The organism is Alteromonas sp. 38 (assembly GCF_902506055.1).
Lineage (GTDB): Bacteria > Pseudomonadota > Gammaproteobacteria > Enterobacterales > Alteromonadaceae > Alteromonas > Alteromonas lipotrueae.
This window is the reverse complement of sequence record NZ_LR733300.1, coordinates 3,179,880-3,194,507: the sequence shown is the minus strand read 5'-3', so window position 1 is coordinate 3,194,507 and position 14,628 is coordinate 3,179,880. Positions and strand designations below refer to the sequence as shown.

General features: G+C 43.8%; 13 protein-coding genes. 3 read left to right on the top strand and 10 right to left on the bottom strand.

Going from position 1 to position 14,628, the window contains the following annotated elements:
- Positions 1–64 precede the first annotated feature (64 nt).
- From FLAVO9R_RS13910 to FLAVO9R_RS13900, 3 genes are all read right to left on the bottom strand, one after another.
- On the bottom strand, positions 65–2,251 hold the full coding sequence (locus tag FLAVO9R_RS13910; protein WP_159532225.1) for a malate synthase G: 2,187 nt from the start codon (positions 2,249–2,251) through the stop codon (positions 65–67).
- A gap of 154 nt (positions 2,252–2,405) precedes the next feature.
- Positions 2,406–3,350, bottom strand: coding sequence for a LysR family transcriptional regulator (locus tag FLAVO9R_RS13905; RefSeq protein WP_159532223.1), 945 nt, complete (start codon positions 3,348–3,350; stop codon positions 2,406–2,408).
- A 257-nt stretch (positions 3,351–3,607) separates the two neighbouring features.
- Positions 3,608–5,203: an isocitrate lyase gene (locus FLAVO9R_RS13900; RefSeq protein WP_159532221.1), complete on the bottom strand. Its 1,596-nt coding sequence runs from the start codon at positions 5,201–5,203 to the stop codon at positions 3,608–3,610.
- Positions 5,204–5,583: 380 nt separating this feature from the next.
- Between FLAVO9R_RS13900 and FLAVO9R_RS13895 the strand changes: the two genes are divergently transcribed.
- The 3 genes from FLAVO9R_RS13895 to glsB all read left to right on the top strand — a co-directional run bounded on the left by FLAVO9R_RS13895 (position 5,584) and on the right by glsB (position 9,173).
- The gene (locus FLAVO9R_RS13895; RefSeq protein WP_159532220.1) at positions 5,584–6,537 is read left to right on the top strand and encodes a chemotaxis protein CheV; all 954 of its coding nucleotides are present in this window, start codon (positions 5,584–5,586) and stop codon (positions 6,535–6,537) included.
- 245 nt (positions 6,538–6,782) lie between these two features.
- On the top strand, positions 6,783–8,243 hold the full coding sequence (locus tag FLAVO9R_RS13890) for an alkaline phosphatase (RefSeq protein ID WP_159532219.1): 1,461 nt from the start codon (positions 6,783–6,785) through the stop codon (positions 8,241–8,243).
- A gap of 21 nt (positions 8,244–8,264) precedes the next feature.
- Complete coding sequence (gene glsB / locus FLAVO9R_RS13885) at positions 8,265–9,173, top strand: glutaminase B (protein WP_159532218.1); 909 nt, start codon at positions 8,265–8,267, stop codon at positions 9,171–9,173.
- On the opposite strand, the gene FLAVO9R_RS13880 is transcribed toward glsB, so the two are convergent.
- The 7 genes from FLAVO9R_RS13880 to FLAVO9R_RS13850 all read right to left on the bottom strand — a co-directional run bounded on the left by FLAVO9R_RS13880 (position 9,167) and on the right by FLAVO9R_RS13850 (position 14,606).
- The gene (locus tag FLAVO9R_RS13880) at positions 9,167–9,865 is read right to left on the bottom strand and encodes a VC0807 family protein (RefSeq protein ID WP_159532217.1); all 699 of its coding nucleotides are present in this window, start codon (positions 9,863–9,865) and stop codon (positions 9,167–9,169) included. The two genes, glsB and FLAVO9R_RS13880, sit on opposite strands and share 7 nt — an antisense overlap.
- A 63-nt stretch (positions 9,866–9,928) precedes the next feature.
- Entirely contained in the window at positions 9,929–10,468 is a 540-nt protein-coding gene (locus FLAVO9R_RS13875) for a rhomboid family intramembrane serine protease (RefSeq protein ID WP_159532216.1), read from the bottom strand.
- 93 nt (positions 10,469–10,561) lie between these two features.
- Positions 10,562–11,755 (bottom strand): glutathionylspermidine synthase family protein, encoded by a 1,194-nt coding sequence (locus FLAVO9R_RS13870; RefSeq protein WP_159532215.1) that lies wholly within the window; start codon positions 11,753–11,755, stop codon positions 10,562–10,564.
- A 3-nt stretch (positions 11,756–11,758) separates the two neighbouring features.
- Positions 11,759–12,400: a DUF1190 family protein gene (locus FLAVO9R_RS13865; protein ID WP_041452750.1), complete on the bottom strand. Its 642-nt coding sequence runs from the start codon at positions 12,398–12,400 to the stop codon at positions 11,759–11,761.
- Between the two features lie 48 nt (positions 12,401–12,448).
- Positions 12,449–12,865, bottom strand: a complete 417-nt coding sequence (locus tag FLAVO9R_RS13860) for a DUF350 domain-containing protein (protein WP_159532214.1) — start codon at positions 12,863–12,865, stop codon at positions 12,449–12,451.
- 26 nt (positions 12,866–12,891) lie between these two features.
- The gene (locus tag FLAVO9R_RS13855; RefSeq protein ID WP_159532213.1) at positions 12,892–13,536 is read right to left on the bottom strand and encodes a YjfK family protein; all 645 of its coding nucleotides are present in this window, start codon (positions 13,534–13,536) and stop codon (positions 12,892–12,894) included.
- A 14-nt stretch (positions 13,537–13,550) separates the two neighbouring features.
- A complete protein-coding gene (locus tag FLAVO9R_RS13850; protein ID WP_201299271.1) occupies positions 13,551–14,606 on the bottom strand; it encodes a potassium channel protein in 1,056 nt (351 codons plus the stop codon).
- Between the last annotated feature and the right edge of the window lie 22 nt (positions 14,607–14,628).

Here is a 14,628-nt window from a genome sequence, read left to right as displayed (position 1 = left end):
AAGGCGTTTTTACTGGCGTAGCCATAGAAATAACCACGCCGAATACACCATTTATTCACCCTGACTAATTTCGTGAGGCTAGTTTCGCTTTCATCTCGCGGCGTCTAGCGTGCAATAAAGGCTCGGTATAACCACTTGGCTGTTCTTTTCCTTTAAATATAAGGTCGCTTGCGGCCAAGAAACCAACTGAGCTATCTAAATCAGGCATCATAGGAATATACTCTGCGTCGCCAGCATTTTGCTCATCCACTAACTTTGCCATACGGCGAAGTGATTCATCAACTTGCGCTGCACTTACAATGCCGTGCTCAAGCCAATTCGCAATGTGCTGTGATGAAATGCGTAGTGTGGCTCTGTCTTCCATTAGCCCAACATTGTTAATGTCAGGCACTTTGGAGCAGCCTACACCTTGATGCACCCAACGAACCACATAACCTAATATTCCTTGCACATTATTGTCTATTTCGCGCTGTATCGTATCGGCTGATAGCGAATCTCTACTTTCTAGCAGTGGAATAGTCAGAATATCGTTAAGACCTGAGAAACCCTCGTCTAGTCCCTTCTGAATGTCGAAAACATTGACATCATGATAATGCAGAGCGTGCAAGGTGGCAGCGGTAGGTGAGGGTACCCATGCGGTATTCGCGCCCGACTTGGGATGTCCAATCTTGGCATCCATCATATTTTGCATTTCATCGGGAATAGGCCACATGCCCTTACCAATTTGAGCCTTACCTGAAAGGCCGCATCGAAGGCCGACGGCTACATTAGCGGTTTCATAGGCTTTAATCCACGCCATGGTTTTAAGGGTCGCTTTTTCGGCGAAAGCGCCCGCAAGCATAGACGTATGAATTTCATCGCCTGTTCTGTCTAAGAAGCCTGTATTAATAAATACAACGCGAGACTTCGCTGCATTGATGCAGGCGTCTAAATTAACACTGGTGCGGCGTTCTTCATCCATAATACCCATTTTCAACGTGTTTTTAGGTACATTGATGACGGTTTCTATTTTGGCGAATAGCGCATCAGAAAAGGCCACTTCTTCAGGGCCATGCATTTTGGGTTTAACAATATATATGCTGCCATGACGCGAGTTTTGGAATGGGCTGTTATTCAGCAAGTCATGCTTAGCGATGAGCGAAGTCACTAAACCGTCCATAATACCTTCTGGTACTGGCTCGCCATCGAATAGCATGGCGTCGTTTGTCATTAGATGACCTACGTTACGCACAAACATAAGGCTGCGGGCTGATAAAGATAATTGCTCTTGATTCGTTACATGTTTTGAAGGCGAGTACACTCTATCTTCATGCATAGCACGAACGATGTTTTTGCCACCTTTATTCATTTCAATGCTTAAAGCGCCTTTCATCAGCCCTAGCCAGTTGCTGTAAACCAAGGTTTTGTCTTCGGCATCAACAGCGGCAACGGAGTCTTCGCAATCCATAATGGTAGTGAGCGCAGCTTCAATTAACACATCTTTCACGCCAGCTGCGTCAGTTTTACCAATAGGGCTGGTGGCATCAATCTGAATTTCAAAATGCAGACCATTGTGAATAAACAACAATGCAGTAGGGGCTGAAATATCACCTTGATAACCTTGCCATTGCTCGGTGTTCGCAAGCGTGGTGATGTCGCCATCAGTTAAGGATATCGCTAATTTACCTGTTTCTATTTTATAACCGGTAACATCAGCGTGACTTCCTTTTGCAAGTGGAAGCATATTGTCTAAATAGGCTTTCGCTTTCGCTACCACTTTCTCGCCACGGACAGGGTTATAGGTTTTTCCGGGTTCAGCCCCATTGTCATTACTAATAACATCAGTGCCGTATAAAGCATCGTACAAACTACCCCAGCGCGCATTAACAGCATTCAATGCATAGCGGGCGTTGTTGATTGGTACAACTAATTGAGGGCCTGCCATGCTAGCAATTTCTGCATCCACGTTTGTGGTATCGGCTTGTACCTTTGTAGGCTGTTCTACTAGGTAGCCAATTTTTTTTAAGAAAGCAATGTATTGCTCACCGAAAGCGGGGTTTCCAGCCTTGTGATAGTCATCGATAGCGAGTTGGAGTTGCTCTCTTTTTTCTAGCAGGGCACGATTTTGAGGAACGAATTCTGAAAAGAGGGCTTCTGCACCTTGCCAAAATGCGTCTGGTTGAACACCAGTGCCTGGCATTGCCTGTTGGTTGATGAAATCATCGAGTTGCTCAGCAACCTGTAAACGGCCTCGTGTAATATAATTTTGCATAACTACCTCTATACATTTTCTGTAGCTCTAGTGTAGAGAGTATAGAGGCAGTTTTTTAATTTATGGTTCCTATCTTTGCCATTTTTTCAGTGAATGTTTGTGTGTATTTAGTATTCACATGTGAAATCTTAATGGCGTGAAGCAACATGGTGCTCTAGTGGTCACTCATTTCGTTGGCTACATCGCTAATTAAACGGCGTAACCAGATATGCCCTGCATCATGATGGAGTAGCGCACTCCACGCCATTTTTAACGCAATAGGGGGAATATCGAACGGTGGTTCTTTCACTACAACGCTTGGGTCGTCTTTGAATAACTTCGCCGCTTTGCTTGGTAAGGTGGCGATAAGCTTTTGCGTTTTAGCTATCTGTAATGCGGCGTGGTAATGACGTGTAAATACTCGAATAGCCCGTTGCTTGCCTATTTTAGTTAGCTCAGCGTCTACCCAACCTAGCTTCTGTACTTCTGTTGGGTCGATACCCACGCCAACACCAAAGCCGGTTTTACTCACCCAAATATGTTGAGCGCTTAAATAGCTGTCTAAGTCACACTTAGCAACAAGCGGATGATCTGAACTCATTACACAACTGAAGGTATCGTACCAAATCACTTTTTGATGAAACGACAGCGGCAGTTCTTCAAAGCGGTTAATGGCCATGTCAACCTTGCCTTGCTCTACATCGTGGAAGGTAACATCACTAGGGGTAATTAAATCTAATGTGATATTCGGCGCAAGGTCGGCTAACCGGCCTACTAACTCAAGCAGCAACGTACTTTCTGCATAGTCGCTGGTCATGATGCGAAAGGTGCGTTCGCTGGTTAGCGGATCAAAATCGGTTTCAGGCTGAATTGAGCTTTCAAGTCGGCTGAGTACATCACGAATGGTGGGTTGAAGTTCAAGTGCCCGTTTTGTTGGGGTCATTCCGTCGCTGGTGCGCACCAATAAAGGGTCTTTAAATAAGTCACGTAAACGCTTTAGCCCGTTGCTCATTGCAGGTTGCGTAATACTTAGCTGATTGGCCGCTTTTGTTACACTGCCTTCGCGCAGTAAAACATCTAAATATACCAGTAAATTTAAGTCGACCTTCGCTATATTCATTATTGTAATGCTCTTAATAAACTCAATTAGACAGGACTATTATAAAGCCTTTTTTATCTGCTGTCAGATACGCTTTTGGTCTTACTCTTAAAAAGCGTGAAAATCCCAAGTTGCTGAAAAATATGTTTAATTATTTTTTAGTGCTGGTAATGCCATTGTTTCTTGAATTTGGACATATGGCAAATTCAGATAAATTCGCTGAATAATAAAAAAAGGCACCCGAAGGTGCCTTTGAACAAAGTTGGGATACTTTGTGTTTAAACGTCGAACTGGTTCATGGTGTTATCATCACCTGATGCTTTAAGTGCACCTTCACCAGAGAAGTACTCTTTGTGGGTATCACCTAAATCTGAACCAGCCATTGCTTGGTGTTTAACACAAGCAAGGCCTTGGCGAATTTCTTGGCGCTGAACACCGCGAACATAAGCCAACATACCTTCTTCACCAAAGTACCCTTTAGCCAAGTTGTCGGTAGACAAGGCGGTAGTGTGATACGTAGGTAGTGTAATAAGGTGATGGAAAATACCCGCTTCACGAGCAGCGTCTGCTTGGAAACTCTTAATTTTTTCATCAGCAGTGGTCGCTAATTCAGTCGCATCGTACTCTTCGCTCATTAACTTAGCGCGGTCGTATGCAGAAACATCTTTCCCTTCTTCAGCCCAAGTATCAAATACTTGCTGACGGAAGTTCAGTGTCCAGTTGAAAGAAGGAGAGTTGTTATAAACCAGTTTTGCGTTTGGCACTTCCTTACGAATGGCGTTAACCATTTCAGCAATCTGACCAACATGAGGCTTTTCAGTTTCAATCCACAATAAGTCTGCGCCGTGTTTAAGCGATGTTACGCAATCTAGTACGACGCGATCGAAGCCAGAGTTGTCTTTAAAGCGGAATAAGCCATTAGGTAAGCGCTCAGGTTTCACTAATTGTCCACCTTGCTTCAATACAAGGTCGCCTTCAGATAAATCATCAGCACCGTTAACGGGGGTTGTTTTTAAGAATGCATTGTACTGAGCCGCAAGGTCGCTTTCAGAGGTTGATACCGGAATTTTCTGCGTTAGGCCAGCACCCAGTGAATCGGTACGAGCTACAATAACGCCGTCATCTACGCCAAGCTCTAAGAATGCATAACGAACGGCATTAATTTTAGCGAGGAAGTCTTCATGTGGAACCGTTACTTTTCCATCTTGGTGACCACACTGCTTTGCATCAGAAACTTGGTTTTCAATCTGAATACAACATGCTCCGGCCTCAATCATCTGCTTAGCTAATAAGTAGGTCGCTTCTTCGTTACCGAAGCCTGCGTCGATATCTGCAATGATAGGTACTACATGGGTTTCATAGTTATCAATTTGACTTTGAATAGCTGCCGTATCTCCGCCATTCGCTTTCGCGTCGTCTAGCTTGTGGAACAAGTCGCCTAATTCACGAGCGTCGGCTTGGCGCAAGAAAGTGTATAGCTCTTCGATTAGTGAAGAAACGGTAGTCTTTTCATGCATTGATTGATCTGGAAGTGGTCCGAATTCAGAGCGAAGCGCGGCTACCATCCAGCCTGAAAGGTATAAGTAGCTTTTATCGGTAGTACCTTGGTGTTTTTTCACTGCCAACATTTTCTGTTGACCTACAAAACCGTGCCAGCAACCTAAAGACTGAGTGTATTGCGCTGTGTCAGCATCATAATCTGCCATGTCTTTTCGCATGATTGCAGCGGTGTAACGCGCAATATCTAGTCCAGTCTTGAACCGGTTTTGAATCTTCATTCTAGCAGCGTACTCAGGGCTAATGCCTTCCCAAGCACCTTTTTGTGCTGCTTTTAACGTGGCGAAGTTATCAATATCTTGTTGATACTGCGACATGAGCGTATCTCCCTACTATAATTAGTTTCAATGTTGTTTTGAGATTTCGCATTGGTGCGTTCTCTTAAGCTTCCATTTAATCCTAGTGCGGCAGCTAAAATAATAAAAGTGTATATTTTGGATTGCCATCATTCATGTGGTGAATGCCGTGGGTGTTGGGAGTGGTTTCGTATCATGTATCAAAGCTCACCAATATTCGTAAGAACGTAATTTGTGAACTAACTTTTACCTTGGAGAACAAAAATTAGGCGGGTTATTAGCATAATTGATAATAGGTTTCTGAGTGCATGACGTGTAAATTCTTTTGACACTTAGCTGCATTTCAGTAAATGACAGCAGGCATTCCGAACAATTGATTTTGAGAATTAAAGTGAGTAACGATGAGTAACGGCGTCCTTTCCTCGGTTGACCAGCGCACTAAGTTAGTGGGTGAAAACAGGCTTGAATTGCTGATGTTTCAGTTGGGCTCTCGTCACATATTTGCTATGAATGTTTTCAAAATTAAAGAAGTCATTAATATTCCTAAATTCAATAGTATGCCTGGTTCTCACCAAAACCTAAAAGGCGTGATGAATTATCGAGGCAGTGCCATTCCCATCATAGATATACGCCAAGCCATTAAAATGCGCGGCGGTTCAATTGGTAGCGATGCCCACAATGTTATCATCACTGAGTATAATCGATCTGTTCAAGGCTTCATTATTGGTAAAGTTATGAACATCGTGAATACATCTTGGGATACTATTCAGCCACCGCCCAGTGGGATGGGGAAAACTAATTATCTTACTGCCATCACGCAAGTTGATGTGCAAGGTAAAAAAGAAATTGTTGAAATTATCGATGTGGAAAAGGTGCTAGCTGAAATCATTGATTATGACATCTCTATTTCTGACAAAGTGCTCGATAAAGAAATCGTTAATCATTTCAAGGACAAAAAAGTATTGATTGTTGATGATTCAAGCACGGCAAGAAAACAAGTTAGAGACACGTTAGAGCAATTAGGAATAACCATCATTGAGAGAAAAAATGGGGCTGAGGCTTTAGCCTTACTTCAACAGTGGGCGGATGCAGGTAAGCGCCCCAGCGATGAAATTCTAATGATGTTTACCGATGCTGAAATGCCAGAAATGGACGGGTATATGTTGACCTCCGAAGTTCGAAACGATCCTAGGATGCAAGATCTCTTTATTACGCTAAACACTTCTTTAAGTGGCAGTTTCAATGATGCCATGGTAGAAAAAGTAGGATGTGACCGGTTTATATCCAAATTCCAACCCGATATGCTTGTAGAAGTTGCTCAACAACGACTTCGAGACTTTCTCTCAGAAAACTAGCTACCTCTTATAATTATTCACCCTCGTGGCAGTGCTATTTCTCCTTAATACTTTGAGAAATGGGTAGGTCTGCCTTACACTAACGCCTTCAATAATAAGCATGTTCAACATTCTCGCCATCATCTGGTGAATATTTTGTGCAATGTGTGAAATGACACAATTCTTAAATGCGACCCATTTAGGATGAGGGTCGCCCGCGCCCACGTTTTTATATATGGCGCTTTTTCAGTTCTCAGGGAAGTTTCATGATTTATAGTAAACGCAAACTATTAACCACCTTAACGCTATGCGGTTCGCTTTCCGTAATGTCTGGGTGTGGCTCTACCTCAAATGAAAGTGCACAAAAGACGGATGCTCATAACTCAGCACCTAACAATATAATCATGGTGGTAGCTGATGGGATGGGGCCTGCTTTCACTACGGCTTACCGTAATTATGTTGATGATAAAAATACCCCTGAGGTTGATGCGGTAATATTCGATGATATTTTGATGGGGAATGCATCTACTTATCCAGCACAAGTTTCTGGTTTTGTAACTGATTCAGCTGCCGCAGCTACCGCATTAGCGTCTGGTGTGAAATCTTATAACGGTGCTATTGGTGTTGATGTAGATAAGCAACCTGTTAAATCAGTCATGTATTACGCGAAATTGAAAGGTATGCGAACAGGCCTAGCGGTCACCTCACAAATTGTTCACGCTACCCCAGCGGCTTATATTGCTCACAACGAAAGTCGCCAGAACTACAATGCTATCGCTGATGACTTTTTTGATGTTCGCGTAAATGGTGAGCTTGTCGCCGATGTGATGTTAGGTGGTGGTACTGATTTTTTTGAGCGGGAAGATCGTAACATTATTGGTGAATTTATTGATGCCGGTTATGAATATACCGACACTTACAACCGTTTAGCGACAGTGCCAAAAGGCAGCAACGTACTGGGTTTATTTGCACCTGTAGCCCTACCTGCCATGCTAGACGACAGCCGCGATAATCGCCTTAAATACCTAACAGAACATGCTATTAAGCACTTAGAAAACGACAACGGGTATTTCTTACTGGTTGAAGCCAGCCAAGTAGACTGGGCGGGGCATGCCAATGATATCGCGTCGGCGATGGCTGAAATGCAAGACCTCGCCTACACCATAGAATTCTTAAAGACCTACGTGCAAGCGCACCCAGATACCTTGGTTATTCTAACGGCCGATCATAGTACTGGCGGTTTAACGATAGGTGCTCGAGGTGACTATAGCTGGAGCCCCGAGTATTTACATAACCTGAAAGCGTCACTGAGTACCATAGCGAAAGATATGGTTGAACAGGATAATCCAGGTGACTATGTTGCAACGACTTTTGGTTTTGATGTTACCGATGAAGAAATTGCTACTTTCGACAGCATTGCACAGCAAGATGTGAAAGCGCGATTTAACGCCTTAAAAGTATTTTTAGACAATAAAACTAACACAGGTTGGACAACATCGGGACATACTGGTGTCGATGTAGAGGTATTTTCGTTCGGTGCTGGTCATCATGTGTTCATGGGTCAAATTGATAATACAGATATCGCTAAGAAAATTTTTAACTTTATTGATAAGCGCGACATGCCTGCCCAAGGTATTTCAACGAACGTCGAGTTGATAAAAGCAAGTGATAAAAACGACGCGACCAACACGAGCTGTGACTTTAAAGATAATTGGCGTTGTAACTAAAAGTATAGGAACACTGCGCTAATGCTTGAATTGTTAGAAGCCATTTTTGATGAAGTGAAACCTATGCTAGGGGAGGGGGAAGTCGCAGACTATATTCCTGCGCTAGCCAGTGTCGATCCTCATCAATTTGGCATTGCCATATGTGATATTGAAGGGCGTATTACGTCAATTGGTGATGCCGATGTGCCTTTTTCTATTCAAAGCATATCCAAAGTTTTCAACTTAGTGCTGGCTATGAATCACTATGGCGAAGGTATGTGGGAACGAGTAGGCTGTGAACCTTCAGGTCTGCCATTTAATTCGCTAGTACAGTTGGAATACGAAGACGGTATACCAAGGAACCCGTTTATTAATGCGGGGGCATTAGTGGTTAGTGACATGACACAGTCTCGTTTCGCCTCGCCTCATATCGGTATGCGAGATTTTGTTAGGCGCCTATCCTGCAACGATAATATTTTTGCTAATAAAGCGGTTGCTGACTCTGAATTTGATCACCGTGCTAGAAATGCAGCGATGGCATATTTAATGAAAGCCTACAACAACTTCGAAAATGAAGTTGAGGATGTATTGTATAGCTACTTTAACAACTGTGCCCTGGAAATGAGTTGTGTTGATTTAGCGCGAGCCACAAACTTTTTAGCAAATAGAGGCTATTCTAATTGTGCCGACGAACAGGTACTAAGCCCAGACCAAAATCGTCAAGTGAATGCATTGTTAGCCACAAGTGGTATGTACGACGAGGCGGGTAGCTTTGCCTTTAAGGTTGGTTTGCCGGGAAAAAGCGGGGTTGGTGGGGGAGTTATTGCCGTGGTGCCGGGACGCTTTTCTATATGTGTTTTTTCTCCCGCGCTAAACGCGGTAGGGAACTCTCATTTAGGTGTAGCTGCGCTTACTTCATTGAGCAAGCGCATTAATTGGTCGGTTTACTGATTAATAAAATCATCGAGCTCTTCGCCAGTTATCTTCTTAATCTGGCTGAATAAATACCATAGTGCGGTAATAAGCAATATCATGCTAGGAATAACAATGACTGGGTAGCTCAACGCAGTCATTCGTCCTAATTCCTCGGTGTACGCCGTGGTGCCAGGGGCGCTTACCAATATCACTTTTGCCAGAATATAGTTTAACGCAGAAGATAGAAAGAATGAGCTTGCTACAATATAAGAACTTACTGCGACTTTGCGTTTAAACAATGCTTGTTTATTTTGTTCATCGAGTACGCGATTTAAGTGTGGCCAGTTTATAATTTGGTCGTTTAAGATCAGCATTTTGACCAGCGGCTTTTCAGTAAATTGGGTTATTAATACTGCCAAACCAATGGCTGCAGGGATCGCGGCCTCTTTAATGGCAATATACTCGGCAGGCAGTTTTAGCAAACTAAAGCCGCCAGTTAGTAATACGCTGATAATCCCTAAAACTGAAAATCCGTTAACTTTGCCTGATGCTTTTAAATCCCAAAGTCCATAACCTATGGGAAAAGCCAGCGCGGCGACGATACTCCATTCTGGGCCTAAATAATCTTCAGAGCTTGCATAGCTCATTAACACCACGGGTATAATAATATTGAAAGCAAGGTTGCCGAAAAAACCCTGATTTTTTTGCTGCGATTGTACTTCTGCCATAACGCTTTTGTCTTTCTCTTAATAGCCGCACTGTTTAATTAACTGCAATTATACGGCATCCATTCATCGTGCCCAGTGCCAAGCGGCAAATAACCCACCTAAAAAGCCAAATAGATGATATTCAAATGAAATAAACCTAGAGGTTGGCAATATACCTACCAGCATTCCGCCGTAAACGATGGCAACAATAATAGAAATCAGCAGGTATTTAACTTTTTTACTTTTAAAGCCAGCTAAAACTAAGAAGCCGAAGTAGCCGTAAACCATACCACTTGCGCCGATATGCGTAGCACTTCTACCGAAAATCCAGACGCCCAGTCCGCCAATAATCAATGCACTTGCGGTGGCGATGAGAAAGGTGCGCTTTCCCCACTGCATAGAAAGCCACATAAACAATAACAGGGGGATAAAGTTAGCCATTAAATGCGACGGCGTACCGTGTAAAAAAGGGGCTATGAAGATATAGGGCAAATGGGACAAGGAGCGGGGATAGACACCAAACTGATTTAAGCTATTTCCCGTTATAAGGTTCACTATCTCAATGACAATGAGAAATGCGCCTAGGGTAAGTAACACGCGAAGTTGAAAAGACAGTGGCTTCATAAACAGTATTCTATTCCTTCGTTATAACACTTTGCCTAGCGCGTTAGTTTTATTGGCTGCTAAGCTCATCAAGCGGCAGACGCTAGGGCTTGATTACAAGATGATATGGGGTAAATATCGAGACAAGTCTTGCGTAATCGCATTGCTGTCTTCACGCACCGAAATGCCTGCTGGCATGTCATCTACCAACCAGCTACCAATGAGTGTATGGTTTCCATCAAACACAGGAAGGGGGTGAAAAGCTTGTACAATGAACCCTTCTTCTCCATACGGACCTGGGCTTAATTCCGATTCCTTTCCATTTTCAATTAATGAAATATTCGCGCCTTCTCTTGAAAATAATGGCTTTTTGACCCACTTGCCGCCGTGCATGGCATTATGAGGGGCTTTATGATGGATGTTATGAGGGATATCGTCGGCGAAATAGGCAGGTAGTAAATTAGGGTGGCCTTTAAATTTCTGCCATAACAAAGGCAGTAATGCTTTGTTTGAAATAATAGACTTCCACGCAGGTTCTAACCAATTTACCTTTGCATCAGCGAGTGAGTCACCAAACTCTTCGCGTAGGATAAACTCCCAAGGATATAGCTTGAAACAATCGGTAATGGGGGCATCAGCAAGGTCGGTAAATACGCCAGTATCTGCCAAACCAATGTCTTCAATAAAAACGAAATCGCTTTGAATACCAGCTTCTCTTGCGCAGTCTTGAAGGTATTGCACCGTACCGCGGTCTTCTTCGGTATCTTTGCAGCAAGAGAAGTGCATTTGATTTAATTGATAATGCTGGGCTATTTCACCGAAGCGAAACACCAGCTTTTCCTGCAAGCTATTAAACTGATCAGCATTTCGCGCCAGTACACCCGCATTCACTTGTTGTTCTAACCATAGCCATTGCCAAAAACCTGATTCGTACAAGCTGGTGGGCGTATCTGCATTGTTTTCAAGCAGTTTTGCGGGGCCTTTGCCGGAATAAACTAAATCTAAGCGGGAATACAAACTAGGATCGCGGTTGCGCCAACTGTCTTCAACTAATCCCCAGTGGGCTTTGGGAATAGAAAAGCGGGTGAGTAACTGCTCACTATTAACCACATCGTCAACTACAGCTAAGCACATCTGATGAAGCTCGGCGGTGGGGTCTTCAATGTCTTTTTCAATCTGGGCGAGCGTAAATTGATAGTAGGCGCGCTCATCCCAATAGGGTTCGCCATACATGGTATGAAAGTGAAACCCAAATTCGCCGGCCAGTTGCTGCCAACCCTTGCGTGGCTGGCATGGCATTCTAAACATGGCTTATCCGCCCCAACTGCCTTTGCGTGAGCTACTTCCCCACGATGATTTTGCCCTAACACTACTACCGAAACCGCCGCGCTTCATTGTGCGGTTTACCGTAGGTTTGGGTTTCAGTGTATCTGAGCCCACTTTGTAATTGCGCTTGCGAATATCACCGCTAAACACATTTCCATCAGCCGTAACCCAACGAGAGCGATATGAAGAGTAGGGTGAATACGAGGTATAGAGAGGCTGTGAGTAATAGCGATTTGGCGATAACAACTGACTTACCATGAAGCCGGCCATAAAGGGCATAAATACACTACCAGAATTGGTATTCACCGTGCGACATTGGTTGGCACCAAATTCGTATTCACAATCGTATTCGCTATTAAAGCGAGGGCTGGTACGCATCGCTTCTTCTGTCGCGGTTTTGTAAGCCGCATCACAGCGTTCAACTGCATCGGGGAAGTCTCGCTTACAGTCTTCCAGTGAAGTGTAGATTTGCGCGTCTTGTTTCTCTTCACCACAAGCACTAAGGAAAACACTGGCAATACCAATAGCTAGAGGCTTTAACGCGTAGCTTTTGCGCATACGAGAAAGGTTAATACCTGAGCTACGTTTTCGGCTGGTGGCAGAACCACTTGACTGATTATCTGTCATAGCATCTTGTGCTGCGTGTGATTTATTAGAGTTTGTCATGGGTCCCCCTTAATAGGTCATGCATGCCGCATTTAATAAACCCACTGCAATAGACATACTGGCTAGCATCACGCCTGCAGAAACTTCATTTTCGTTAATACGCTGAGCAATTTTAGGCATAAAGGTAAAACGTAATAACGCAAAGGCTAGTGATTGCGCGACAATAGCGACAACAGCCCAAATAATGAAATCGACAATCGCAACTGAGTGAGTCGCTGCGCTAGCAAGTGCAATAGCAAAACCAACAATCGCGCCGCCAAAGCCAATTGCAGCTGCTACATTTTTCTCTTCTTTAACTAGTTTCCACTCATCGTGTGGGGTCACTAGTGCATACACAAGTTTGAAGACGAATAAGAAAACAATTGATAGGCCGAAATACAGCGCAAAGTTATCTAATCCTGTCAATGAATCCATAATAGTGTCCATAGAACGTCCTTACCTTTATATGTCGATTAACCGTTTATCGTAATGTCTGCGGGCTCTACGTCAAACCCCGTGGAAATAACTAAGCAGCGGTCAAAATTGCTACCCACTACCTTTTCTTCGCCCGCAACCAGTAATGACTCCACTCTATCATTTTCTATCTCTCGTTCGTAGAGCATCATAAACTGATCGGTGGTGCTGATATCTTCATCTTCTTCGTAGGTGGTTTCTGTCACTGCTACGGGCGGTGATTCTGCCCCTACGGCCTCCCAGACTCGCTTAAATACTTTGCCGTCAAGAGTATAAGTAGGTTGGCTAATCAGGGTATTTACACACGATTTCCATTGCTGTTCACTGCCAATGGTTTCAGTGCTATAAAAATGCCAAAGCTTAACATCAGTAATGTGATTTTCACTAAGCCCACCATCAAGCACCACTTGCAAAAAGCCATCATCGTCTGTGTAAAAGCGCAGCAAAGTACCGCCGGTATCAAGTGGCGCTTCGCCAACGGCTTGAATCAGTTGTGAACGTGCAGCGCCTTCTATAGTAAGCGATGGCTCGAGTAACGACAGCTTTAAATTATCTAGCTCGAATGAACCACCTAGATACAAGCCCATCACTTCAGGCGCTTTGGGTTTTTCTGGCGCTTTTTTCTTAAATAATTTACTAAACACAATACACTCCTGTGCTATTCGGCGTCTAACGATGGCCAATTGATGGCATTAATGCGCCTGTCGGCAATGTAAAATAAGGTGTCGCCTGGTGCTAGGGTTGATTCTAACGGCGGATTCACCACCATGTCTTTCACTTGACCGTGTGGGGCATAACCAATAAATATGGCATCGTGTCGGCGCTTTAAGTTCATAAATAATTTGGCAACTGAAATAGAAGGGCTGTCGTTGGGAATTTTCACGGAGAATTGCGCTTGCCCTTCACCAATGCTTAATAAGTCATGGTGCAGCATACTCGAACCTGGGTCGAATGCCGCTTTCGCCAGCATTTCAACAGCGACACTAGGTGTACATTCCACTTTTGGGCAGTGTTCTTGTAGCAAGCCCACTAGGCTATCATCATTGAAATAAGCAACTTGATGGGCTTGCGGATTTCGTTTCGAACAATATAGCGCAGTGGTCATAGTGACATCGTCTTGTGGATTATCGATCAGAATTGTTTGAGCCGCGTTAATACATGCTCGGTCCATATCGTCATCTTTGTTAAACGAGTCTACTTTTACGAATTCGATAATACCTGGCATGGGGTTGGTGATATCTGCTTTTACACACAGAACAATGTCGGGCCGCTCAGTCATGGCCTCGCGTTCTTGCAATAACAAATTTAACAACAACATAGTGCGTTGCTCATTCCATCCAATCACCAAAATATGTTTACTAACATTTAGGCTTGTCATGCCCATTACCCCTTTTTTCCATTGTTCAGATACCCAGGCCGCAATTCGTCCAATCACCATGGCAAAAATACTTAGTCCTAAGGGAATAACGTAAAATGCTACAATGAGCTTGCCGGCGGAGGTCGTGGGCGATAAATCGCCATAACCCACCGTCGATGCGGTAACGGCTAACCAGTAGATAAAATCGGCTTGTGCAATTAATGCATTTTCGTTGGCGGCATAGAGTAGCCAATAACTACTCACACCATAGAAGGCGGTGGCGCCTAGAATCGTGTACCAACGAGATTCGGCGAAATACTGCAACATGATTTTGCGCAGTTTTGTCCATTGCGACATAGCGAGAAACAACCTTTGTTTG

Excerpts from the sequence above, each read along its gene's own strand:
- FLAVO9R_RS13910 (WP_159532225.1), bottom strand. The coding sequence starts at position 2,251 with ATGCAAAATTATATTACACGAGGCCGTTTACAGGTTGCTGAGCAACTC.
- FLAVO9R_RS13905 (WP_159532223.1), bottom strand. The coding sequence starts at position 3,350 with ATGAATATAGCGAAGGTCGACTTAAATTTACTGGTATATTTAGATGTT.
- FLAVO9R_RS13900 (WP_159532221.1), bottom strand. The coding sequence starts at position 5,203 with ATGTCGCAGTATCAACAAGATATTGATAACTTCGCCACGTTAAAAGCA.
- FLAVO9R_RS13895 (WP_159532220.1), top strand. The coding sequence starts at position 5,584 with ATGAGTAACGGCGTCCTTTCCTCGGTTGACCAGCGCACTAAGTTAGTG.
- FLAVO9R_RS13890 (WP_159532219.1), top strand. The coding sequence starts at position 6,783 with ATGATTTATAGTAAACGCAAACTATTAACCACCTTAACGCTATGCGGT.
- glsB (WP_159532218.1), top strand. The coding sequence starts at position 8,265 with ATGCTTGAATTGTTAGAAGCCATTTTTGATGAAGTGAAACCTATGCTA.
- FLAVO9R_RS13880 (WP_159532217.1), bottom strand. The coding sequence starts at position 9,865 with ATGGCAGAAGTACAATCGCAGCAAAAAAATCAGGGTTTTTTCGGCAAC.
- FLAVO9R_RS13875 (WP_159532216.1), bottom strand. The coding sequence starts at position 10,468 with ATGAAGCCACTGTCTTTTCAACTTCGCGTGTTACTTACCCTAGGCGCA.
- FLAVO9R_RS13870 (WP_159532215.1), bottom strand. The coding sequence starts at position 11,755 with ATGTTTAGAATGCCATGCCAGCCACGCAAGGGTTGGCAGCAACTGGCC.
- FLAVO9R_RS13865 (WP_041452750.1), bottom strand. The coding sequence starts at position 12,400 with ATGACAGATAATCAGTCAAGTGGTTCTGCCACCAGCCGAAAACGTAGC.
- FLAVO9R_RS13860 (WP_159532214.1), bottom strand. The coding sequence starts at position 12,865 with ATGGACACTATTATGGATTCATTGACAGGATTAGATAACTTTGCGCTG.
- FLAVO9R_RS13850 (WP_201299271.1), bottom strand. The coding sequence starts at position 14,606 with ATGTCGCAATGGACAAAACTGCGCAAAATCATGTTGCAGTATTTCGCC.